This window comes from Empedobacter stercoris (genome assembly GCF_020281205.1).
In the GTDB taxonomy this organism is placed as follows: Bacteria; Bacteroidota; Bacteroidia; order Flavobacteriales; family Weeksellaceae; genus Empedobacter; species Empedobacter stercoris.
In genome coordinates this window covers 1-24,811 of record NZ_JACXZC010000008.1, presented here as the reverse complement: position 1 = coordinate 24,811, position 24,811 = coordinate 1, and the positions used below count along the sequence as shown (strand labels likewise).

Annotated in this window: 22 protein-coding genes; 15 read left to right on the top strand and 7 right to left on the bottom strand. The window is 31.7% G+C overall.

Annotated elements, in window-relative coordinates:
* Positions 1 to 12: 12 nt before the first annotated feature.
* From queA to IF125_RS05540, 4 genes are read left to right on the top strand one after another with little or no spacing between them, the layout of a single operon-like run.
* Positions 13 to 1,062: a tRNA preQ1(34) S-adenosylmethionine ribosyltransferase-isomerase QueA gene (gene queA / locus IF125_RS05555; RefSeq protein ID WP_171622360.1), complete on the top strand. Its 1,050-nt coding sequence runs from the start codon at positions 13 to 15 to the stop codon at positions 1,060 to 1,062.
* A 7-nt stretch (positions 1,063 to 1,069) separates the two neighbouring features.
* Positions 1,070 to 2,119, top strand: a complete 1,050-nt coding sequence (gene rlmN, locus IF125_RS05550) for a 23S rRNA (adenine(2503)-C(2))-methyltransferase RlmN (protein ID WP_225541794.1) — start codon at positions 1,070 to 1,072, stop codon at positions 2,117 to 2,119.
* 11 nt (positions 2,120 to 2,130) lie between these two features.
* Positions 2,131 to 3,084 (top strand): hypothetical protein, encoded by a 954-nt coding sequence (locus IF125_RS05545; RefSeq protein ID WP_225541793.1) that lies wholly within the window; start codon positions 2,131 to 2,133, stop codon positions 3,082 to 3,084.
* 56 nt (positions 3,085 to 3,140) lie between these two features.
* Positions 3,141 to 4,073, top strand: a complete 933-nt coding sequence (locus IF125_RS05540) for a polyprenyl synthetase family protein (protein WP_171622361.1) — start codon at positions 3,141 to 3,143, stop codon at positions 4,071 to 4,073.
* 88 nt (positions 4,074 to 4,161) lie between these two features.
* Here IF125_RS05540 and IF125_RS05535 read toward each other — a convergent pair whose 3' ends face one another.
* The 3 genes from IF125_RS05535 to tsaD form a co-directional block, all read right to left on the bottom strand.
* A complete protein-coding gene (locus IF125_RS05535) occupies positions 4,162 to 4,515 on the bottom strand; it encodes a hypothetical protein (RefSeq protein ID WP_225541791.1) in 354 nt (117 codons plus the stop codon).
* A 93-nt stretch (positions 4,516 to 4,608) separates the two neighbouring features.
* Positions 4,609 to 5,319: an RsmE family RNA methyltransferase gene (locus IF125_RS05530; protein WP_225541790.1), complete on the bottom strand. Its 711-nt coding sequence runs from the start codon at positions 5,317 to 5,319 to the stop codon at positions 4,609 to 4,611.
* Complete coding sequence (gene tsaD / locus IF125_RS05525) at positions 5,319 to 6,338, bottom strand: tRNA (adenosine(37)-N6)-threonylcarbamoyltransferase complex transferase subunit TsaD (protein WP_171622319.1); 1,020 nt, start codon at positions 6,336 to 6,338, stop codon at positions 5,319 to 5,321. The genes IF125_RS05530 and tsaD overlap by 1 nt, the downstream gene beginning before the upstream one ends.
* Before the next feature lie 63 nt (positions 6,339 to 6,401).
* Here tsaD and IF125_RS05520 point away from each other — a divergent pair, with 63 nt between their 5' ends.
* The 7 genes from IF125_RS05520 (at position 6,402) to IF125_RS05490 (ending at position 18,503) form a co-directional block, all read left to right on the top strand.
* Complete coding sequence (locus tag IF125_RS05520) at positions 6,402 to 10,997, top strand: translocation/assembly module TamB domain-containing protein (RefSeq protein WP_225541789.1); 4,596 nt, start codon at positions 6,402 to 6,404, stop codon at positions 10,995 to 10,997.
* Between the two features lie 212 nt (positions 10,998 to 11,209).
* Positions 11,210 to 11,680, top strand: coding sequence for an Lrp/AsnC family transcriptional regulator (locus IF125_RS05515; RefSeq protein ID WP_171622321.1), 471 nt, complete (start codon positions 11,210 to 11,212; stop codon positions 11,678 to 11,680).
* A gap of 32 nt (positions 11,681 to 11,712) precedes the next feature.
* On the top strand, positions 11,713 to 12,414 hold the full coding sequence (locus IF125_RS05510; RefSeq protein ID WP_171622322.1) for an NUDIX hydrolase: 702 nt from the start codon (positions 11,713 to 11,715) through the stop codon (positions 12,412 to 12,414).
* Between the two features lie 9 nt (positions 12,415 to 12,423).
* Positions 12,424 to 12,906 carry a hypothetical protein gene (locus IF125_RS05505; protein WP_171622323.1) on the top strand — a complete coding sequence of 161 codons (483 nt, stop codon included), beginning with the start codon at positions 12,424 to 12,426 and terminating at the stop codon, positions 12,904 to 12,906.
* A gap of 211 nt (positions 12,907 to 13,117) precedes the next feature.
* Positions 13,118 to 14,533 carry an L-serine ammonia-lyase gene (locus tag IF125_RS05500; protein WP_225541788.1) on the top strand — a complete coding sequence of 472 codons (1,416 nt, stop codon included), beginning with the start codon at positions 13,118 to 13,120 and terminating at the stop codon, positions 14,531 to 14,533.
* 265 nt (positions 14,534 to 14,798) lie between these two features.
* Positions 14,799 to 16,688 (top strand): DEAD/DEAH box helicase, encoded by a 1,890-nt coding sequence (locus IF125_RS05495; RefSeq protein WP_225541787.1) that lies wholly within the window; start codon positions 14,799 to 14,801, stop codon positions 16,686 to 16,688.
* 117 nt (positions 16,689 to 16,805) lie between these two features.
* Positions 16,806 to 18,503 (top strand): AMP-binding protein, encoded by a 1,698-nt coding sequence (locus tag IF125_RS05490; RefSeq protein ID WP_171622326.1) that lies wholly within the window; start codon positions 16,806 to 16,808, stop codon positions 18,501 to 18,503.
* Positions 18,504 to 18,575: 72 nt separating this feature from the next.
* On the opposite strand, the gene IF125_RS05485 is transcribed toward IF125_RS05490, so the two are convergent.
* From IF125_RS05485 to IF125_RS05475, 3 genes are all read right to left on the bottom strand, one after another.
* A complete protein-coding gene (locus tag IF125_RS05485; protein WP_171622327.1) occupies positions 18,576 to 18,899 on the bottom strand; it encodes a hypothetical protein in 324 nt (107 codons plus the stop codon).
* On the bottom strand, positions 18,889 to 19,236 hold the full coding sequence (locus IF125_RS05480; RefSeq protein ID WP_171622328.1) for a phage holin family protein: 348 nt from the start codon (positions 19,234 to 19,236) through the stop codon (positions 18,889 to 18,891). The genes IF125_RS05485 and IF125_RS05480 overlap by 11 nt, the downstream gene beginning before the upstream one ends.
* 62 nt (positions 19,237 to 19,298) lie before the next feature.
* A complete protein-coding gene (locus IF125_RS05475; protein WP_171622329.1) occupies positions 19,299 to 19,658 on the bottom strand; it encodes a YtxH domain-containing protein in 360 nt (119 codons plus the stop codon).
* A 101-nt stretch (positions 19,659 to 19,759) separates the two neighbouring features.
* Between IF125_RS05475 and IF125_RS05470 the strand changes: the two genes are divergently transcribed.
* Together IF125_RS05470 and murB are read left to right on the top strand one after the other, a co-directional pair.
* On the top strand, positions 19,760 to 20,962 hold the full coding sequence (locus IF125_RS05470) for a pyridoxal phosphate-dependent aminotransferase (RefSeq protein WP_225541786.1): 1,203 nt from the start codon (positions 19,760 to 19,762) through the stop codon (positions 20,960 to 20,962).
* Between the two features lie 13 nt (positions 20,963 to 20,975).
* Entirely contained in the window at positions 20,976 to 21,995 is a 1,020-nt protein-coding gene (gene murB, locus IF125_RS05465; protein ID WP_171622331.1) for a UDP-N-acetylmuramate dehydrogenase, read from the top strand.
* Positions 21,996 to 22,054: 59 nt separating this feature from the next.
* Here murB and IF125_RS05460 read toward each other — a convergent pair whose 3' ends face one another.
* On the bottom strand, positions 22,055 to 23,260 hold the full coding sequence (locus IF125_RS05460; RefSeq protein WP_225541785.1) for a helix-turn-helix domain-containing protein: 1,206 nt from the start codon (positions 23,258 to 23,260) through the stop codon (positions 22,055 to 22,057).
* A 175-nt stretch (positions 23,261 to 23,435) separates the two neighbouring features.
* Here IF125_RS05460 and IF125_RS05455 point away from each other — a divergent pair, with 175 nt between their 5' ends.
* Both IF125_RS05455 and IF125_RS05450 read left to right on the top strand, forming a co-directional pair.
* The gene (locus IF125_RS05455) at positions 23,436 to 23,963 is read left to right on the top strand and encodes a hypothetical protein (protein WP_171622333.1); all 528 of its coding nucleotides are present in this window, start codon (positions 23,436 to 23,438) and stop codon (positions 23,961 to 23,963) included.
* Positions 23,964 to 23,997: 34 nt separating this feature from the next.
* Positions 23,998 to 24,495: a hypothetical protein gene (locus IF125_RS05450; RefSeq protein ID WP_225532425.1), complete on the top strand. Its 498-nt coding sequence runs from the start codon at positions 23,998 to 24,000 to the stop codon at positions 24,493 to 24,495.
* Positions 24,496 to 24,811 lie beyond the last annotated feature (316 nt).

The following is a 24,811-nucleotide window of genomic DNA, read 5'->3' as shown; positions in this document are numbered from 1 at the left end:
ACAATTATGAAAATGAAAACCTCCGATTTCGATTTTACTTTACCTGAAGAACTTTTAGCAGATCGTCCTTCTGAAAACAGAGATGAAGCTCGTCTAATGGTTGTTCACCGTGATACCGGAGAAATTGAACATAGACAATTTAAAGATCTAATTGATTATTTCGATGAAGGAGATGTGATGATTCGTAATAACACCAAAGTTTTTCCAGCTCGTTTAATGGGTAATAAAGAAAAAACAGGTGCACAAATCGAAGTTTTCTTATTAAGAGAATTAGATGCAGAAACTCGTTTATGGGATGTTTTAGTAGATCCAGCACGTAAAATTCGTATCGGAAATAAATTGTTTTTTGATAATGATGATACATTAGTTGCAGAGGTAGTAGACAACACAACTTCTCGTGGACGTACTTTACGTTTTTTGTTTGATGGATCTTACGAAGAATTTCGTGCAAAATTAAAAGAATTAGGAGAGACTCCTCTTCCAAAATATATTTTACGCGACGTTGAGCCAGAAGATGCAGAACGTTACCAAACTATTTATGCAAAACACGAAGGGGCAGTTGCTGCACCTACAGCTGGTTTACACTTTTCTAAACACTTATTAAAACGTTTAGAAATCAAAGGTGTTGATTTTGCTGAATTAACATTACATATTGGTTTAGGAACTTTTCAGGCTGTAGAGGTTGAAGATTTATCTAAACATAAAATGGAATCTGAGCAAGTAATTATTCCTCAAGAAACAGCAGATTTAGTAAATCGTGCAATAGATGAGAAGAAAAAAGTTTGTGCCATAGGTACAACTTCTATGCGTTCTATCGAATCTTCAGTTTCTGCTGATGGTCATTTAAATGCTTTTGATGGATGGACGAATAAATTTATTCACCCACCTTACGATTTCTCTATTGCAAATTGTATGATTACAAACTTCCACACACCAAAATCAACATTAATTATGATGATTTCTGCGTTTGCTGGACACGACTTAACAATGAAAGCGTATAGCGAAGCAGTAAAAGAAGGATATAAATTCTACTCTTACGGAGATGCAATGTTAATCTTATAAGACAAGTTTGAATACAACAAAAAAAGATATACGAAAGCTTTCACAAGCTGAGATTGAAGACTATTTCAAAGGGATTGGAGAAAAGTCATTCCGCGCAAAACAAGTGTACGAATGGTTATGGAAAAAGAATGCCCATCAATTTGATGACATGACAAATATTTCTAAAGCTTTACGTGAGCAATTAGGAGAGTCTTTCCAGATTCAACCAGTTGAAGTTGATCTTCTACAAAAATCTAACGACGGAACCATCAAGAATGCTGTAAAGCTTCATGATGGTAACGTTGTGGAATCTGTTTTAATTCCAACCGATACGCGTACAACAGCTTGTGTTTCGTCTCAAGTTGGATGTAGTTTAGATTGTACATTCTGTGCAACAGCTCAATTAAAACGTATGCGTAACTTAACAGCTGCCGAAATCGTTGATCAAGTTGTGATAATCGATGACGAAAGTAAACGTTATTTTAACCGTCCATTAAGTAATATTGTGTTTATGGGAATGGGAGAGCCTTTGTTAAATTACAATGAAGTAATTTCTGCTATCAAAAAAATAACTTTACCAGAAGGATTAGGAATGGCTCCAAGACGAATAACAGTTTCAACTTCAGGAATTCCTAAGATGATAGAGAAATTAGCAGACGAAGAATTACGTGTTAATCTTGCGGTTTCTTTACACTCAGCTCGAGAAGAAGTTCGAAACGTAATTATGCCGTTTTCGGTTAAATTTCCGTTGACAGATTTGATGGAAAGTTTACAATATTGGTACGATAAAACAGGTTTGCGCATTACATTCGAATACATTGTTTGGGGAGGCGTGAATGATAAAAAAGAAGACATTGATGCCTTGGTGAAATTCTGTAAAAAAATTCCTTCAAAAGTGAATATCATCGAATATAATTCGATTGATGACGGAATCTACAAACAAGCATCAGAACAAGCAATTGATCATTATATAAAAGCATTAGAGTCAAATAATATTGTGGTAAATGTTCGTCGCAGTCGCGGAAAAGACATCGATGCAGCTTGTGGACAATTGGCCAATAAGACTGGTAATGATTAAAAAATAATCAAATGAAATATTTAGCCATATTTTTATTTTTGATTCTAACTAAATTCACCTACGCTCAAATAGTAGAAAATATCGATACAATTTCAATCGATGATTATAAAATGGAAAGTTTTAACTTACCGACTATCTTGAACGAAATTTCGGCTTTAGAATATGAAAAAGAAGATAAAAATGTGGCTTCTTTTTGGGGTTTGAATGATTCTGATTCCAAACCAGAATTGTATCGTTTTAATGCTAAAACAGGGGAAATTATCAATACAATTTTCATCTCAAACGCTCCCAATGTAGATTGGGAAGAAGTTTCTTCAGATGATAATCGAATTTATTTTGCTGATTTTGGCAATAATTTGGGTAAGCGTAGAGATTTAGCCATTTATTTCATCGAAAAATCGAAGATAGATTTCTCTAAAACTTATCAAGAATTAAAAGCAGAAAAGATTGAATTTTATTATCCTGAACAAGAAACTTTTCAGTTCAAAAATATGACGACGAATTGGGACGCAGAAGCATTTTTTGTCTACCAAAATCAATTGCATATTTTTACAAAAGAATGGTCAAATTTGGCAACTACACATTATGTTGTTCCGATTGATACTTCTCAAAAACACGCTGCAATAAAAGTAGAAACTTTCAAAACAAATTACGCTGTAACTTCGGCGTATATTGATTCTGACCCAACAAGTCCAACCAAAGGAATCTATTTATTAGGTTACACAAAAGAAGCTTTAGCGTTTATTAATTGGTTCGATTTGCCAAAAGATAACAATCCATTATTCTTCACTTTTCAAGTTAAAAAAATAAGTTTACCTTTGGGCTTCACGACACAGTTGGGACAATTGGAAGGAATTTCAGTTTTACCAACAGCTAATAAAATTTGTGTAAGCGGTGAAGAATTTAAATTTAAAGAATTTTACGCTAAGCAAGTTATACATTGCATCAATAATTTTACGAATTAAAAAACTAAATTTTGGCTAACACGGTAGATTTGATTAAAGCTCCAATCGCGGAGGAAATGAAATTGTTTGAACAGAAATTCTTCGAATCAATGAAGAGTAATGTTTCGCTTCTTGACCGTATTACCAATTATATTGTTCGCAGAAAAGGAAAGCAAATGCGTCCAATGTTTGTTTTTTTAACGGCGAAATTAAATGGAGAAGTACAAGAACGTACCTATCGTGCGGCTTCTTTTATCGAGCTTATACATACCGCAACTTTGGTTCATGATGATGTCGTAGATGACAGTACTTTGCGTCGAGGTTTTTTTTCTCTAAATGCTATTTGGAAAAATAAAGTAGCCGTTTTAGTTGGTGATTATTTTTTGTCTAAGACGTTGATTATTTCGACTAAAAACAAAGATTTTGATTTACTTGAAGTTGTTTCTGTAGCGATACAAGAAATTTCTGAAGGTGAGTTATTACAAATCGAAAAGGCGAGAAAATTGGATATTACAGAAGATGTTTATTTCGAAATTATTCGAATGAAAACTGCCACGCTTATTGCTGCTTGTTGCGAAGCTGGAGCGCGTTCTGTTGGTTGCTCGGAAGAAGTTGCGAAAAAAATGCATCGTTTTGGTGAATTGGTTGGAATTGCTTTCCAAATCAAAGACGATTTGTTTGATTACACCACTTCTAATGCAATTGGAAAGCCAGTTGGAATTGATATTAAAGAACAAAAAATGACATTGCCTTTAATTTATTCTATCAATAATGCGAACGAAAAAGATCGTAAATGGTTGATTAATTCAGTGAAACGCTACAATAACGATAAGAAACGTGTGCGTGAAATTATTCAATATGTGAAAGATAACGGCGGAATTGAATACACGCAAAAAATGATGAAAAAATACAGTCAAGAAGCGTTGGATATTCTGCACGAATTTCCTGAATCTGAATACCGAAATTCATTAGAAACTATGGTGAAATACGTTATCGAAAGAGAAAAATAATATTCTTCACTTATCAAAAGAATTAATAATATCAAACAATATTAGCTCGTTTATCGAGCTAATATTGTTTGATATAGTTTCCTCTAACTTACTTTCGTTTTTTCAAGATGTAATAAAGTGCATCGTCATCATTTTCTTTCGAAGTGTAAGCAAATTGAAATTCATATCCATTTGAAGACATAAAATTTAATGCATCAATCATCGAATTAAATTTGATGGTATTTCCTTTTTCATCTTTAATTTTTAGCCCGTTTTTAAAAGAAATAGATTTAGTTTCTTGACCAAAATCTAATCTGATATTCATTTTTGTGCTCAAACCTCGTCCAGTTCCAATAATTTGTATATACTCAACATTTATATCTTTAATCGGTACATCATTTACTGTTTGTGCAAACGACAAACTTCCGAAAAGTAATCCAAAAGTAAGTGCTAATTTTTTCATAGTTTTAATTTTAACAAAGATATTTATTTACAAATAAAACAAAAAAACCGATTCAAAAATGAATCGGTTTTGGTATAAATTATTGTTTTTGATTTATTTTTCTAAACCCCAATCAACTGCAAAAACGGCTTGTAGAGCTGCTGTTTCAGTTCGAAAACGTTGATGTCCAAGACTAATTCCTGTAAAATTATGTTCTTCTGCTGTTAGAATTTCATCTCTCGAAAAATCTCCTTCAGGACCAATCAGAATTAAAATTTTCTGCGGATTATTTTCTAAAACTGTTCGTAAAGGCGTACGTTCGATATCAGATTCACAATGTGCGATACATTTTGTGAAACTTTCAAAATCTTGTTTGATAAACTCATTGAATTTTATCAAATCATTTACTTTTGGTAAATATGCTTTTAACGATTGTTTTGTGCCAGATTGTACAATTTTTTCGATGCGTTCGATTTTAATATTTTTTCGTTCCGAATGAAAAGTTTGTAAAAAAGTAATTTCGTCAATACCAATTTCAGTTGCTTTTTCTAAGAAAAACTCCAAACGTTCCATTGTTTTTGTCGGTGCTATTGCAACATGCAAATAATAGTTTTTTTGCTCGAAATTTGTTTTTAAATCAACAATTTTTCCTTCAACTGCTTTTTTAGAAATTGATGTAATCTCAACTTCTGCCAAATTTCCTTTTCCATCTGTGACATGAACTAAATCGCCTTCATTTCCGCGTAAAACTTTTGCAAAATGATGACTTTCTTCTTCGTTTAGAATTGCTGTATCGTGATGAATTTCTCCAAAAAATAATTTCATTAAATATGGTATTTCGCTACAGATTTTGCTGTATTTTCTGTAAAGATTTCTTGATCAAATTTTAAACTTCCAACCATTGCAATCATGGCAGCATTGTCGGTTGTGTAGGCAAATTTTGGAATAAAAGTTTTCCAACCAAATTCAGTTTCTCCATCTTTTAGTCGTTGACGAATTTCTGAATTTGCAGAAACTCCACCTGCAATTGCAATTTGTTTAATTCCAGTTTCATCAGATGCTTTTTTAACTTTTTCCATTAAAATATTCACGATAGAACGTTGAATTGAGGCACACAAATCGTCAATATTTTCTTCAATAAAATTTGGATTCGCTTTGACTTCTTTCTGAATAAAATATAAAATAGACGTTTTAAATCCACTAAAACTAAAGTTTAAACCTTCAATTTTTGGTTTTGCGAATTTGAATTTTGTAGGATCTCCAATCTTAGATTTTTTGTCGATAATTGGACCTGCAGGATAAGGTAAATTTAAAATTTTACCTGCTTTATCAAAAGCTTCACCAGCGGCATCGTCAATCGTTTCACCTAAAATCTCCATCTCAAAATAATTGTTAATTTTTACAATTTGAGTATGCCCTCCAGAGACTGTTAAACATAAAAAAGGAAAAGTAGGTTTTTCATCGTTTGCATCTTCAATAAAATTTGCCAAAATATGCGCTTGCATATGATTGACTTCAATCAACGGAATATCCAAAGATTGACTGAATGATTTTGCAAAACTTCCGCCAACCAAAAGCGAACCCATTAATCCTGGACCGCGCGTATAAGCAATTGCTTTAAGTTCTTCTTTGTTAATATTTGCCTGTTTTAGGGCTTGATCTACGACGGGAACAATATTTTGTTGATGTGCTCTCGAAGCTAATTCTGGTACTACGCCACCATATATTTCGTGAATTTTTTGGCTTGCCACAACGTTAGAAATAATTTTATTTCCGTCAATAATTGCTGCGCCTGTATCATCACAAGAAGACTCTATGGCTAAAATGTAGTTTTTATCGCTCATAATTCCTTGTAGAATAAAATTTATAACTTATTTTTACCCTGCAAATATCGTAAAATTATACCATTGAAAATAGTCAGACGAATAGGAAGATTTTTATTGTCGTTGATTATACTTGTTTTAACCTTGGTTTTGACAGTAGCAATCGTCATACAAATTCCTGCGGTACAGACAAAATTAGCACATTTCGCTTTAGAAAAATTAAATAAATCGTTGAATACGCAAATGTATGTTGACTCGGTTGATATTGATTTTTTTGGGCGGATATATTTCCATGGTGTTAAGATTAAAGATGATCATAAGTATGATTTTATGAAGTCTAAAACGTTGGAAACCACAATTGATCTTTGGTCGCTTTTGCCAGGTATAAAAAAAGACCATATCGATTTAAGTCAAGTGAAATTGATTCAACCCGAAATAAATGTGATCACATACAAAGGCGATTCGGTTTCTAACTTTATAAAATTTGTCAATGGTTTTAGCTCGGATAAACCTAAAGACCCGAAAAAGATTTTTAAACTTGATGGCGATTTTGTTTTAGAAGAGGGTAAAGTGTCAATTGTTAATCAAAATTCTGGCAATATTTGGTTGGATGCAAAACAACTGAATTTGACGGTGAAGAAATTTAGATTGGTCGATTCTGATATTACAGGAGAATTAGAGAATTTCTGTTTTGTTGCAACAAAGAATAAAGAGATATATAACGTTCAGAATTTTACAGGGAAAGTTCATTATTCTAATAAAGAAATTCGAATTGGAAATTTGAATCTACGAACAGATACTTCTGTTTTAAACGGAAATCTATTGTTGAGCTACGATGAGCCTTCAGATATGTCCGACTTTTCGAATAAGGTACGTTGGGATGTTTTCTTTGATAGAGGTTCAAAAATTAACTTTAAGGAGATTCGCTATTTCACCGAAATATTCGACAAAAATTCATCTGTAGATTTGTACGGTAAGGTAGAAGGACCGTTGAATAATTTAACATTTTTGGATTTCGAATTGAAAGGTGAAGATAACTATGTCGGTGCATCCCGATTACAATTACAAGATGTATTAAATGGATCTTTATTAAATTTTTCAACAAGAAATGCCAAGATTAATACGTCATATCAGTCGATAACTAAGTTGCTTCCGACTTCAATAGCGAAGAGCATTCCCGATTTATTAACACGTTTTGGAGCGATTAATTACCGCGGTGATATTTCATTAAATCCAAATGAAATTAATGCAAATGGATATGCTGTTTCTGGTTTAGGAGATGCGGACATTAATGCTCAAATTAGAAATTATAAAGATGTAAAATCGTTAATATACAAAGGAACGATTGACGCTAAAAACTTAAATCTTCATCAATTAACGAATGCAAAAGATTTGGGGTATGTAAGTGGACAATTTAAATTTGATGGAAAAGGAACAGATCTTAACAATATCAATTTAAATCTTGACGGTACACTTCGTTATATTGATTTAATTGGTAAGAGATATCAAAATATTACGGTTGATGGTTTGGTTAAAAATTATCAATTTAATGGATTATTTGATATCAAAGACCCTAATCTGAATGCGCAATTGAACGGAAAAATTAATTTTAGTGGAAAACCTTATGATTTTGATTTTACATCAAATATCCGTCAAGTTAACTTAGATTTTATCGGTTTAACAAAGAATTTAGGAGCGGTTGTAAGAGGTGATGTAACGGGGAATTTTCAGTTAACAAATATTAATGATTTACGAGGGAATATCGACGTTAAAAATCTGTATTTCCGCTCAAAAAAAGATACGTTAGAATTGGCACATGTCATGTTAAATTCTGAAATAAGCGGATCAAATAAAATCATGACATTAGATGTTCCAAATTACATGAAAGCTACTGTTGATGGACGATTTAATGTTACCGAAATTGCAGATGTAGTCAATAATTCATTGGTTAATTTAGTGCCGTCTTTTCGCATGAAAAAAGTTTCGCCAAATCAAGCTTTTTCGTTTGATGTCAATGTGCAAGAAAACTTACTAAATTATATAGACCCTTCGATTTCTATTGAGCCAGACACGCATGTAAAAGGTTTTATAGACGGAACGAAGAATCAATTAGAAGCAACTTTGGAAACACCTGGAATAAAATATGCAGGAATTCAATTGTTTCAATCGAATGTAAATTTGAATACAATAGCCGAATTGCCTACACTGAACGCTAAAATTGATAGTATGAAAGTGAGTGGTGTTACGCTGAATGAAATCAATGTAAGCTCGATTCCGAAAAATGATACAATGATTGTGAAAACAGATTTTAATATTGGACGAAAAAATCCAGTAGTATTTAATTTAAATCTTTTTCATACAGTACAAAATAAGAATGATTTGATTTTTGGATTTTCGCCTTCGACTGTTCAAATCGATTCGACTCAATGGACGATTAATCATTTAAATGATGCAAATTCAAATCGTGTAATTTTTAATCGGATCAATAATTCGTTGAAAGTTGAAGATTTATCGTTAGAGTCAGAAGAACAAAGTCTGAATGTTAGCGGTTTGTTTAACAATAATATTGATTATAATTTCAATGCAGATTTTAAAGATTTATACCTCGAAAAAATTATTCCTAAAACAGTTTTAAACAACCTTAAAATTGTCGGAATTGCAAATGGAAATGTCAATATAGTCCGAACAAAGGAAAAGTTAGAACCAACGCTCGAAGCTAAAATTGATCATTTAGGGTTAAATGATTTTGAACTCGGAAATTTGACTTTACAAGGAGGTTATAATGTAGAAGATAAGCAATTTAATTTCGAAACAAGTTTACAAAAAGAGCAGATTCAATCATTGGTTGCTTATGGTAACATTATCAATAAACCTACAGGTCCAGAGTTGGATGTAGATGCCAATTTTGATGAATTTCACATTGATTTCTTAGAAGGATTTTTGAAATCAGTTTTCTCTAATATGCGTGGTACTTTATCAGGAGATTTAAAAATGACAGGACCAGTTGATTTACCAAATCTAAATGGAAATATGGTCGCGAAAGATCTTGGGCTGAAAGTTAATTTCTTGGGAACGGATTATTTATTTGAAGGAGAAAACGAATTATTTGTTACCAAACAAGGTAAAGGACAAGGGATTATTATGTTAAATGATATTGCATTTAAGGACACTTCTTTTAATACTAAAGGAAAAGTGGACGGAGCAATTCTGTTTAGAAATTTGAGTAAATGGGGTCTCAACTTAGATTTTGATACAGACAATTTATTGGTGATGAATACAACGATAAAGGACAATGAGTTATTTTATGGTAAAGTATTTGCTAAAGGAAATGTAACGATGTTTGGTGCTGTAGAAGAACTGGAGATAGCGGGAGACGCAACAGTAGTTGGAAACTCAGAATTAACGATAAACACTGGTAGTACAACAATTGAATCTGAAAATAATTTGGTTCGTTTTGTTCCTAATCAGCATTTAGACGAGATAGCAAAAAACAATGAGCCACATGCACCAAAAGGAATGTCGATAGATGTTAACATCAATGCTTATCCAAATGCTATGGTGAATTTAATTTTTGATGCTGCGACAAATGATAAAGCAACAGCTCGCGGTACTGCAGAAAATCTACGTTTCTTGATGAACAAAGCAGGGCTTAATATTACAGGGGTTTACAATATAGAAAGTGGAACATATGAGTTTAGACAATTTCCTCTGATTCCAAAAGATTTTAAAATAAAGAAAGGTTCATCTGTTCAATTTGCGGGCAATCCACTGGATGCAACATTAAATATTACAGCAGAATATCAACGTTCAGTTTCTAATGTAGGCGATTATTTAGGTGTTGGATATTCTCAAATTTACGATGCAATTCTTTCCATTGATATTTCCGAAACGCTTAAAAAACCAATCATTGATTTTGGTTTATCAATTCCGAATGCTGGATCAGATATTAATTCACAGTTACAATCAAAATTCCGTTCTAACACAGAAGAGCAGATGCTCCAATTTAGTTATATCTTATTGACAGGTAAATTTGGAGACGCTTCTGCTGTGCAATCAGGAGTTACAAGTACAGCTGCTGATATTGGCTTATCGACAATTGCAGGTATGTTGTCATCTATTGCAAATAATGTAGATATTCAAATGGAATATGTTGGTGGTAGTGCACAGTCTGATACAAATGATAAAATTAGAACATCTGTTTCTTATCGTATCAATAATCGTTTAAGTTTAAGAGGATCTTATGGAATTGCCGTAACAAATAACCGCAATGTGCAAGAGAATTTTGATGGTAATTTTGATATTTCTTATGATATTTCAAAATTAAACAATGGTTCATTGGTTTTAAAAGCATTTACAAAACCAACGACTTTTGGACTATTACCTGGTATGGAAAATAGCTTGAATCAAAGTTTTGGTGTCGGAATTCAATACAATAAAAGTTTTGATACCTTCAGAGGATTTTTAGGAATAGATGAAAGAAAGAAAGAACCTAACAATAAAAATACTGAATATAAACAAGAAAAATTTGATTCGATTATACTTCCAAAACAATTTAAAAAAGAAGAAAATAAAATAGATTCTGCATATCAAGCTCGTAAAGATACAGTCAACGTTACTTATCAAAAATTTTCTCAGCCAAAGACACAACAAAAGCGTCGCGGTTTAGTCAGAATTAAATAAAAAAAAATGAGTTTATTGTGGTTAGACAATAAACTCGCGCAAACAAACAAAAGTGATTAGTTCTTTCTTTTTTGAACTATTATTACAGCAAAAGTAAAATATTAAATAAATCATTAAAAAATATTTTGATGTTTGTTTGTTTTATTTATAATTTTGCTAAAAATTAATTCGATTTTTTATTAAAATAATAATAATAATCAAAAATTAGGAAAATGAATTACATAATTGATGATGTTGATAAGAAGATTTTGATGTATTTAATTGACAATACAAGAATGCCATTTACAGAAATAGCAAAAAAAATGAATGTTTCTGCTGGTACTATTCATGTACGTGTCAAGAAATTAGAGGAAGCGGGAATCATCAAAGGAACTACACTAATTACAGATTATGATAAAATGGGTTATCAGTTTGTTGCATATGTAGGTTTATTGCTTACGAAAACAAACAAAACTCAAAAAGTAATCGATGAATTATACAAAATTCCAAACGTAACAGTTGTTCACGTAGTTTCTGGGAAATATAATATTTTCTGTAAAATTCGTGCAAGAGATACAGCAGATGCAAAAGATGTTATCTACAAAATTGATCAAATTGATGACGTTTTGAGAACAGAATCTATGATTTCGTTAGAAGAATCTTTTAATGATAAAAATAGATTAATGCATTCAATCTTTCACTAAGAAAAATTCAATTTTTTAAATCATCCCACAAAATGACAGACGAAGAAAAAGAAAAATATTTTCAGGTCGCTCTCTGTTCAAGTCTCGTGCTTTTCGGGTTTGATGGAGAAGATCTAAAAATATTAATATATAAAAAACTTAACGATCCTTTCAAAGGAGCATTGGTTTTACCAGGAAAATATATTGCACCAACGGTAAGTAACGATCAGGCAATTCACGAATTATTAATCGAGAAAATTGCTTACGATGAGCATCAAACCTATATCGAACAACTGAAAGCTTTTACAAAAGTTTTTCGTAATCCATTAGGACGTGTTGTAAATGTTGCTTATTACGCACTTGTAAAACTAACACCTCAAATAGAGGAGAAAGTAAAAATGCAAGGAGGTGAGTGGTATCTATATGACCGCATACCAGATTTAGCTTTCGATCATAATGAGATTGTAAAATACGCAAAAGAACGTGTAAAACGCCGCGTAAAACGTCGCCCAGTTGGTTTTAACCTTTTAGGAGATGAATTTACAATTGCACAATTACAAAGTTTATATGAAAAAGCTTTGAATAGAGAACTTGATAAACGTAACTTTAGAAAGAAAATCTTTAACTCAAATTTAATTATCGAAACAGGCAATACAACCGACCCGAAACTTCATCGTAAAGTGTCGAAATTATACCGTTTTGACGAAGAAAAATACGAAAAATTGAGCTTGAAAGGATATGATTTCTTATTTTAAAACAAAGCTATGACAGATAAAAAAAATGAAACCAATAAAGAAAGAGAAGATCTTTTTGATGCTAATGTTTTAATGTCTGATAATACAAAATCAAATGACTTAAAACACAAAGGAGAGAAAAAATCATTCTTATTCAAATCAATGATCTTTATAATGGTTTTTCTTTTATTAAGTATTCTATATCGAGGTTACCAATTGTTAGTGACAAATGATTATTTAATGCGCGATTTACTGAATCAAGATGCACCAGAAATGCCAAGTTGGTATCCAATTTCAACTATTATTTTTGGTTTAATTGGTCTTGCAGGTATTTTCTTGGTAAATAAATACAAACGAATAGGTGTATATATGGTCGCAGGTTCATTATTTATATCTGCAGCAATACAACCAGAATTTATGGCAGATGGAACACTATTTACAATGTTCGCTTTATTTGTGTTTATAGGTTATGGTTTAGCAATTATTTATCCTTATTGGTATAAATTCAAATAATAAAAATTTGATAAAATAGAAAAAATAGGTTACAAAAAATTGTAACCTATTTTTTTTGATTGAAAATTAATTGATTTAATATCATTCAATATGAATATTTTAAAATCTATAACTGATTAAGTTGATTAAAAATATACTGAAATAAAACGAATATGTGAATTTAACGGTTATATTTGTCTTGTGTGGAAAAAATATAAATTAAAAGTACAAAATGGATTGTATTTCAGTATTTGATATGCTCAAAATTGGCGTAGGTCCTTCAAGTTCTCATACTTTAGGCCCTTGGCGAGCAGCAGAGGCTTTTCTAAAAGAGTTAGATGAGGCTTCAATTTTCAATAAAATTACCCGTATTCGCGTAGATTTGTACGGTTCTTTATCCTTAACAGGAAAAGGACATGCAACAGATTTTGCGGTTATGTTAGGATTGAGTGGCGCAGATCCTGAATACATTCCTATTGATGATATTTCAACAATAATCAATACAATTAACAGTGAAAAACAATTAAATTTTGGAAACCGATTTTTAATTGATTTTGATCCCAAAACAGATATTGTTTTTAATAGAGAGTTTTTAGATTTTCATGCAAATGGAATGATGTTTACTGCCTTTTATGAGAATGAAGAATTTACCTCTACATTCTATTCGATAGGAGGTGGATTTATAACAAAAGAAAACGAAGAATCAATTAATGCAGATGTAACATGTGCATTTCCATTTTTATTTAATACATCAACAGAGCTTTTAGCATTTTGTGATAAAGAAAATAAACCAATTTCACAAATCATGTTCGAAAATGAGAAAACACTTCGAACAGAAGATGAAATTCATCACGAATTAATGCGTGTTTGGAATACAATGTTAGAATGTATGTATATAGGATGTCACACAGAAGGTACATTGCCAGGCGGATTGAATGTAAAACGTCGTGCGTATGACATGCACAATAATCTGATTGGAACAACTCCTTATTCTAATCCACAAGAATGGATTATATCTATTCGGAAAACCAAAGTATATTTTCGCCAAATTCTGAAATGGGTAAGTTGTTTCGCACTTGCAGTGAATGAGGTTAATGCCTCGTTAGGTAGAGTGGTAACAGCACCAACAAATGGAAGTGCAGGAGTAATTCCTGCTGTATTGATGTATTATTTGGTGATCGAAAACCACAAAGCGGGACAAAAAGAAATTGAACAATTTTTAACAACAGCAGGTGTTATTGGATCTATTTTTAAGAAGGGTGCTACCATTTCTGCCGCGATGGGAGGTTGTCAAGCTGAAATTGGAGTGTCATCTGCAATGGCAGCAGGTGCTTTGTGCGAATTAATGGGAGGAAGTCCTGCACAAGTAACTATTGCAGCTGAAATTGCGATGGAACATCACTTGGGTTTAACTTGCGATCCAATAGGAGGGTTGGTACAAATACCTTGTATTGAACGCAATACAATGGGAGCAATTAAAGCGATAAATGCTGCTGAATTGGCATTGGATACAGATCCTTTAAATGCAAAAGTACCTTTAGACAAGGTTGTAAATACAATGTGGGAAACTGCAAAAGATATGAATAATAAATACAAAGAAACTTCTGAAGGAGGCTTAGCAGTTGCTGTGAATATTGCAGATTGTTAATAAAGTATTTATATTCAATTAAATAAAGAATAGTGTGTAATTTGTAAGGATTGTGAAAGTGTGTTGTGTGTTTCAAAAAAAATCCTTACATTTGCACAGCCTTTTAGAATTAAGGTACGGATGTTAAAGAATATTCATTTAGGGATTTTTTAGGCTGCTCAGCCATTTAATTTTATTCTTTCATATCTGTTGGTTATAATAATTTAAAAATAAAAACCGGATATGAAATATAAATGAATTTCAATATCACGGTATCGTATCTAACATGATTACATTCAAAGAATTAGGACTTCAAGAAGAACTCCTAACTGCAATTGAGAAAATGGGCTTCGTTAACCCTTCTCCAATTCAAGAAAAAGCTATTCCTCAAATCCTTTCATCAGACCAAGATGTTATTGCATTGGCGCAAACAGGTACAGGAAAAACTGCAGCATTCGGGCTTCCGATTTTAAATCAATTAGACAATAGTTCAAAATCAGTTCAGGCAATTATTTTATGTCCAACTCGTGAGTTATGTTTACAAATAGCAAAAGAAATCGAAACTTTTGCAGCTGATACACGAGGAGTACGTGTACAAGCAGTTTACGGTGGAGCTGATATCGTTAAACAAATTAGAGGATTAAAAGATAATCCACAAATCGTTGTAGGAACACCAGGTCGTACAATGGATTTAATTAAACGTGGTGCATTAAAAATTAATGACATTACGTGGACAGTTTTAGATGAAGCTGATGAGATGTTGAACATGGGATTCCGTGACGAAATCGATTCAATTTTAGAAACTACTCCAGAAGAAAAACAAACTTTATTGTTCTCAGCTACAATGCCTTCAGAGGTTCGTCGTATCGCTTCAGAATATATGCACAATCCAGTTGAGATTGCTGTTAGTAAAGTAAATACTACCTCAAAAAATATCGAGCACCACGTTTATTTAGTACGTTCATCAGATCGTTACTTAGCTTTAAAACGTTTGGCCGATTATTACCCAAATATTTATGGTATCGTTTTCTGTAGAACACGTCGCGAAGCGAAAGATGTAGCAGATAAATTGATGCAAGATGGTTATAATGCAGATGCATTACACGGAGATTTATCACAATCACAACGTGATCACGTGATGGAAAAATTCCGTAACCAAAACATTCAAATTCTTGTAGCAACAGACGTTGCAGCTCGTGGAATTGATGTTAATGAGTTGACACATGTTATCAACTTCAACTTACCAGATGATCCAGAAGTTTATGTTCACCGTTCAGGTCGTACAGGTCGTGCAGGAAACAAAGGAATATCTATTATTATTTCAGGTGGACGTGAAGCACGTAAAATTAGAGATTTAGAAAAATTAATTGCTTCTAAAATCGAGCCTAAAAACGTTCCAACTGGTGCAGAAATTTGTGAAAAACGTTTAATTTCTTTAATTGACAAAATCGAAAATATCGAAGTTGATGAAGAGTTAATCGAGCCTTACATGGAAACTGTAAACGAAAAATTAGCTGATATTGATCGTGATACTTTATTGAAACGTTTCTTAACAGTAGAATTTAATTCGTTCTTAGAATATTACAAAAATACGAAAGACATCACTCCAGAAGGTGATCGTGGTGATAGAAGTGATCGTTCTTCTAATCGTCGTGGAGGTCGTGATTTCTCAAGATTCTTCATTAACATTGGACAAAAACACAACTTACGTGTTCCAAACTTAATTGGATTAATCAACGAACAAACACGTAACCGTAACATCGAAATTGGAAAAATTGAAATTTTACGTAATTTCTCTTTCTTCGAAGTAGATACACAATTCGAATCATTAGTTTTAGAATCTTTCAAAGATGCACAACGTGATGGAGTTGATTTAGATGTTCAAATCTCTAAACCAGAACCAAGACGTGGTGACGGTGAGCGTCGTGGAGGCGGAGATCGTCGTCGTAATGGCGGAGGAGATTCTCGTGGACGTGGTTTTAACAGTCGTCGTGACTCTGATCGTGAAAGAAGCGGTGGAGACCGTGGTGGTTTCCGTGGAGGAAATCGCGATAGAGGAGGTTACCGAGGAGGAGACCGTGATCGTGATAGCCGTGACAGTAAAGGAGGAGATCGTGGTGGTTACCGCGGTGGAGACCGCAACAGAACGGGAAGTTCAAGAAGAGGTAGAGATTAATATTTCTCAAAAAATAACAACTAAAAAGGATGATTTTTTTTAAATCATCCTTTTTTTGTGCTTAAAATTTGTATTTGAATTGATAATTTTTCTATATTTATTCAAAACCACAAATAAATGACAGTACAAGAATTGTTTAATTCTATTCGAGCTTCTATCGAACAAGAGAATTATGCGCAGTTAAAAGAAATTAAAATTTTTAAACCAGAAAAATTTAATTGGGTTCGAGACATTTTCGAAACGTATAATGTTACTCAATTAGGTGAGCAAAAAGGATTGATTTGGAAGTACAATAATCAACGAGAAGATTATACGTTTCAAGATTTATCTATTAAGTACAATCAATTTTTAAATTATTTACGTAACAAAGGTATTGTAGAAGGGGACAAAATGTTTTCTCAAGTTCCTTTATTACCAATTACTTGGATTGGCTATCTGGCATCAATCAAAGGTGGATTGGTTATTATTCCAGCGGCTACAACGTTAGAAGCACGTGATTTAACTTTCCGTTTTGAATCATCATTTCCAGAAGTGGCATTGGCTGATCAAGCGAATGCTAATAAAATAGATGAAGCAGAAGCAAAATTTGAGCAGAAAATCAAAGTTAAATTAATCACGGAGGGAGAAAGAGAAGGATGGATAAATATCAACGATTTATGGAATGAATCACCTGAAGCCGAAGCTGCCGATACTAAAGCAGACGATGATTTGTTTTATTTCTTTACTTCTGGTACAACTGGAATGCCAAAAGTGGTGGTGCACACACATTACACTTATCCGCTTGGAGGCTTTACAACCTCTTCTTGGGTTGGAATGAAACAAGGTGATTTACATTACAATATATCACAACCTGGATGGGCTAAATTCTTTTGGAGTAGTTTCTTTGCTCCTTGGAATATGGGGGCTACAATTTTAGGATATCATGCAGATAAATTTGTTCCAAAGGAACAATTACAAACAATTCAGGATTTAGGTGTGACAACATTTTGCGCACCACCAACTGCTTTGCGTGTATTAATTTTAGAAGATTTAAAAAATTATCATTTCAAACTTCGTCAATGTGTTGCGGCAGGCGAACCGCTTAATCCAGAGATTATAGATGTTTGGAAAGAAGGCACAGGCATAACAATTCGAGATGGATATGGACAATCGGAATCTACAGCTATGATTGCCAACTTACCTAACGAAAATATAAAATATGGTTCGATGGGTAAACCTGCTTTTTTATATGAAATTGTAATTGCAGATGACAATGGAAATATAGTACAAGATTGTGAAGAAGGAAATATCTGTGTTGTGTACAACGAAGAAAGCATTAATGGAATTTTTAAGACATATCTTATTCAGAAAGATAAGATGTCAAAAGTTTTTAAGCATGGATTATATTATACAGGAGATAAAGCGTACAAAGACGAAGATGGCTATGTATGGTTTGTTGGGCGTGATGACGATGTGATAAAAGCATCAGATTTTAGAGTTGGACCATTTGAAGTAGAAAGTGCGTTATTAGAACATGATGCGATTATGGAAGCTGCTGTTGTAGCAAGTCCACACGAATTGCGAAGTAATGCAGTGAAAGCGTTTGTTATTTTAGCCCCAGGGTATGAAGCTTCGGAAGAATTAGCGAAAGATATTTTCAGGTATACGGAAGAACATTTAGCACGTTACAAAATTCCTCGAATTGTCCAATTTGTTGAATCATTACCCAAAACAATTTCAGGTAAAATACGTCGCGTAGAATTACGAAACCAAGAAGCGAAGGATAAACAAGATAAAATTAAAATTCTAAACGAGTATTTCCATGAGAAATATTAATAGAGCTTAAATTTATCGCATAAAAAAAATAGCCTTACAATTTGTAAGGCTATTTATATTTAAAATATTTTATTAGAGTTTTTCGTCTAAATATTCCTGAATTTTAGTTGTAATTATAGGTACAGCTATCATAATTAATCCCGAAATGACAATTTTTGTAATCCCTTTCATTGGGTATTTATTTGATGCTTTATCTCCAACCCAATTTAATGCGTTTTCAACTTTAGAAGACGTAAAATGAGTATCAGTTTTTATATTCGATATAAGACCCACAGCCTTATTCACAATAGAATTATCGTGCTTGTTTTCAGAAGCCTTCATTTCAATACGAAGCTTTCTTTTAGCAAGTCGTAAATCTTCTAAATTTTTAATTACTGGTTTTTCTTTATTTGTCATCTTCGTCGTCATCATCTTGGTTAGACATAGCTTCCATAGCATTCTCAATCGCAATGTTTGTTAAGAATAATTTTAATTTCTTTCTAAACAAAAGGCATAGTACCATTACTACAAAATAAATTCCAGTAACAGTTAAGAAACCTAATCCTGTATCATCAAAATAACTGCCTAAAATAAATCCTAATGCTAAACTACCTAACAACAATAAGAACAGCGCAAAAACGGCAATAATCAGTACGTAAATCCCGCTTGCTAACATGTTACTGACAGAATCTATCAAGTCATATTTAGTTAACGTGATTCTATTATTGATATAGGTTTTTAGATCATTAAACATAAAAATTGTTTTAGTTTAGACAAATTTAATTATAATTTTTAAGGATTATTGACTAAACTGAATTAAACTCCTACGTTTTCTTGAAATTCGTCTTTTAAATCTTCTTTAGCTTGATTTGTTTTAGTTTTCAAATCTTTTCCAGCTTCTTTGGCTTTCGCAACAAATTCGTCTTTTTGATCTGCTAATTTAGATTTAATTTCTTCTAATTTAGCTTCTAATTCTTTTTTTGTTTGCTTTGCTTTATCAGAAAAATCATTTGCGTATTTATCTAACTCTTTTTTGTATTTGTCAGCTTCTTTTTTTAATTTTTTGCGCGTGTCTTTCCCTGATTCTGGCGCGTACAATAAACCTACTACTGCTCCGATTGCTGTTCCAATTGCTAAACCTGCTAATAATTTAGTTGCATTATTTAATTTACTCATAATAAAGTTTTTTTTGAGATTAAACGTTTTTTATATTTACACATTAAAATTACAAAAACAATACCAAAGAATTAAATTTAAATTTAAAAAAATTACAATAAATGTTAATATTATCTGAAAAATCACAAAATATGCCAGCTTCTCCTATTAGAAAGTTGGTTCCATACGCAGATGCAGCTAAAAAGAGAGGTACAAAAGTATATCATCTGAACATTGGTCAACCTGATATAGAATCGCCAAAAGCTGTTTTAGAAGGATTGAAAAAATTTCCATCTAACATTATTTCTTACACGCATTCAGAAGGAACGTTAGAATATCGTCAAGCGTTGGCAGACTATTTCACTAATCGTGGAATTGAATTAACTCCAGAGAATTTTATTGCTACGTTAGGAGGTTCAGAAGCTTTATTGTTTATTTTTGGGATTATCGCAAATCCGGGTGATGAAATCATTATTCCAGAACCTTTTTACGCAAATTACAATGGATTTACGTGTGAAAATGATGTAAATATTGTTCCTGTACCTTCAACAATTGAGAATAATTTTGCTTTACCTTCTGTCGAAGAGTTTGCAAAAAAGATTACAGATAAAACGCGTGCAGTTTTAATTTGTAATCCTGGAAATCCAACTGGTTATGTTTATTCGAAAGAAGAATTAAATCAATTGAAAGATTTAGTTTTAGAACATGATATTTATTTAATTGCAGATGAAGTGTATGCTGAATATTTATATACAGAAGAAGAATTTACATCTATTTTAAGTTTTCCAGAATTAAAAGATAATGCAATTGTAATTGATTCTGAATCGAAACGTTTTTCTTTATGTGGTGCTCGTTCTGGAGCGTTAATTACACGAAACGAAAAGTTCTTAAAAGCAGCTATGTTGTATGCACAAGCGCGTTTGAGTCCAGTTGAGATTTCTCAATACATTGCAACATTAGCGCATAAAAATGTAGGATCTTATTTCGAAGATTGTCGTACAGAATATTTAAAACGTCGCAATACATTAATAGAAGGTTTAAAACAGATTCCAGGGGTGGTTTGTCCAAATCCAAAAGGTGCTTTCTATTGTATGATTCAATTACCAGTTGATAATGCGGAAAAATTTGCAATTTGGTTGTTAGAGTCATTTTCGTCAAATGGGGAAACTGTCATGTTGGCACCAGGAGCGGGATTTTACTCAACTCCAAATTCAGGAATACAAGAAGTTCGTTTGGCATATGTGCTAAAAGAAGAAGATTTAGTACGTTCTGTAGAATTACTAAAAGAAGCTTTAGAACAATATCCAGGAACAATTAGATCATAAGAAATATACGAAGATGGAAATCATCGAAAATTATTCATTAAAATTATATAACACATTCGGAATAGAAGCAAAAGCAAAATATTTTGCAGATGTCGCAACTATTCAAGATTTACGAAAAGTATTGGTTTTTCGTCGTCAAAAAAATCTTCCCATTTTATTTATTGGAGGAGGAAGTAATATGCTTTTTGTAGACGATTTTCCAGGAATTGTGTTAAAATTAAATTTGAAAGGAATCGAAATTATCAATGAAGAGGATGATTTTGTGTACATAAAAGCGCAAGGAAGCGAAAATTGGCACAATTTTGTTCAATGGACGTTGGAAAATGATTTCGGAGGATTAGAAAATCTTTCTTTAATTCCAGGAAATGTTGGAACAGCACCGATGCAAAACATTGGAGCCTATGGCGTTGAAGTAAAAGATTATATTGAAGAAGTTCAAACATTAGAATTAGAAACAGGTGACGAGCGTACTTTTACAAATGAAGAGTGTCAGTTTGGTTACCGTGAATCTATTTTCAAGAATGAATTAAGAGGTCAATATGTTTTGGTAGCAGTTACATTTAAGTTATCAAAGAGAAATCATCAATTGCATATCGATTATGGGGCAATAAAATCTGAATTGGAAAAGGAGCAAATTTTTGAGCCTTCAATTCAAGAAATTAGTGCAGCCGTGATCAAAATACGTCAAAGTAAATTACCAGATCCTTCGCAAATAGGAAACTCGGGAAGTTTCTTTAAAAATCCTGTTATTACGAACGAAGAATTTGTGGAGATTGAAAAACGTCATCCCGAAATTTCTCATTATAAAACTGATTCGGGTGTAAAATTAGCTGCAGGTTGGTTAATTGAACATGCTGGTTGGAAAGGAAAGCGTTTTGGTGATGCTGGTGTTCACGATAAACAAGCATTGGTTTTGGTGAATTATGGTAATGCTACAGGACGTGAAATATATGATTTGTCTGAACAAATTATTGAAGATGTGAAGTCTAAGTACGGTGTCACATTAGTCAGAGAAGTTAATATTATTCAATAATTAAAATCCTATTTTTATTTATACAATGCCCATAAAGTATCTAACTTTTTGGGCATTTTTTATAAAGAATTTCGACTATCAATACCTAATGTTGTGTAAATTACTTTTAAATGGTACTTAACTGTATTTTCAGAAATATATAATTGAGTAGCAATCTCTTTGTTGGTTAATCCTTTTCTTACAAAATCAATGATTTCTAACTGTCTTTCAGACAGATTGTAGTCCGAAAAAGTGAATATTTTCTCGTTTTTTGATTTATTATCAATTAAATCTGAGAGTTCTTTGCGCATTCTTTCGTTCTCATTTTCAACTAATATTCTTTTTTCTTTATTAATTTTATTGTATTTGAAAAGAACTAAAAGTAAAATAGCTAAAATGGTAGAAATTATACCTAAAAAAAATTTGATATTTTTTTGATTTCGAACCTCTAAATTATTTCGTTTATTGATAATTTCTTTCTCTAAACTTTGTAATTTTCCACTTTGATTTATTGCGTCGTAATCGGTTGCAAGATCATTTACAATTAATCGCGTTTTGTAAGCTTTTTCCCAATCTTCATTTTGTGCATAATGCCAAGTAAGAGATTCGTACATATTCAGAATATATAATTTTGTATTGAATTTTTTAGCATAGTACAGTCCGTTTTCAAAAGCCTTTATCGCTTTTTGATCTTCATTGGTTTCGGTGTAAAGATGCAATAGTTTTCGATATATATTTGGTAAATGTTTGGGTGATTCTTTTTTTAATACATCTACAGCTTCATTATATTCTTTTTCAGCTTGTTGATAATCCTTATTAAGGATATTGATTGTGCCTAAAACAGAAATATAAAAAGCATACGTTTCTGGATCTAAAAAATGAAGATTATTCTTTTCTACTTTTTTAAGCAATTCATTTACATTATCATATTTAAGGTAATCAAACTGAATGAAAATTCGCTCAATTAAAATTTTTGTTTCAACTTCTTTTTTACGGTTAGGATCCTTTAATCCATATTTTTCAGCAATATTTAGATTTTCTTCAGCTTCTGGATAATTCAATAAAGTTTTATAGGTAATATATTTTAATAAATACAAATTGTATAAATCATAATTACTAACTCTCTCAGAGTAGATAAGACTATCTAATTTGAAAATAGATTTATTATAAGCACCAATTTGGTTGAAATTACTAATCTCTTTCTTTAGAATTTCGGAATTAATTGTGTTTCCAAACCCTACTTGAGTATAAAAAGAAAAAAATAATAATAAGAGAAATTTTTTCAAGATTTAGATCATTTAGTTGATTATATGCGTTTTACATAGACTACCCGTAGGTAGTTTAATATAAACTACCCATTAACTATGCTTGCAAAAGTAGGAATTTATTTTATGATTTTTAAAATTTGTGAAGATTTATAACAAATGTAAGTCGTAATAAATTAGATAATTAAATAGAAATATGAAAAATATTTTAACTCTTTTATTAGTCATGTTGTCTAATGTGATTTTTGCTCAAAATTTAGATTACAAAACGTTAAAACAATTTATCGGTAATCGAGTAACCGAATTAGAAGATTATTATCAAATAAAATCCAGTTCTATAGATGATAATTTTGGTAATCAAAAAGTACACTACAATTCTATCACAATAGATCCATATACTATAAGTATGGAGGTGGAAACTGAAGGTAAGAACATTAAACGAATTGTTGTTGTGAATTCTGAAAATAGAACTAATTTTTTTCAAAATATCGCACAAGAAATAGAACAAACAACTCCAACAAAGAAAAACTATAAAACAGTTTATATTTCTTTAGTTAAAAATTCTACAAAAAAGAAAATCTATCAAGAGTCTATAAGTCATTTGATTGATTTAATGAAAAAACCAACAACAAATCTAAAAGAGAATCATGGTCTTTTAGAATCAAGTACTTTAAATACTACTATATCTATCGATGACACTGCAAGTGTTTTAATTGTAAACTAAATAAATACATTATATACAAATTAAAAAATTAACTATGAAAAACATTTTTATTTTAGGATTAGGTTTTATGTCTTCTGTGGCTTTTGGACAAGTTGATAAAATTTATAAACATTCAGGAGAAATTATAGAAGGTCAAATAAAGCGTGTAGGAGAATTTACTGTAGAATTTACTTATGATGGAGAAGATGCAATACAATCATTAAGTAAATATTCTGTAAACAAGGTTTTCTACGGAAAAAGCACTCGTATCGAAGATGTTTCAGAAAAGATAGAAATTACCGATGACAAAGATTGGCCGAAAGTTATTATTTTAGAAGATAAATCTTTAGTTGCTGGATTAAAAAAAGGGGATGATTTGAAATCAAAAACAGGTTGGGTAAACTTTAGATCTGGAAATGGAAAAGATGAGCGTGCTGAGAAAGTTTTAAAACAACAAGCTGCGGAGGTGAGATGCCCATTTATTCTTTTATTATCTGATAAAATGGCAGGTAAATCGGCTAAAAAAACTGGAAGTTGCTATAAATATCAATAAAACGGATTAACAACTAACTAACTACTTAATGTATTTTTGACCAATAAGTCGTGAATTGATTTCACGACTTATTTATTGTAAAATGAAGAGAATAGTGCTGACAAAAAAACGAAAAAGAACAACAAAATTTGGTTCGAAAAAAATAAATTATTTGGATATTTTAATTGTAGTTGCAGTTAGTATTGTGACCATTTTAATTATCATAGACTTTTTAAATTAACAAAAAAACATCACTACTATACACTGCCCCCAAAAAGTTAGACACTTTTGGGGGCATTTTTTATGACAAGAAAAGTAAAATATGATGTAGCATTTA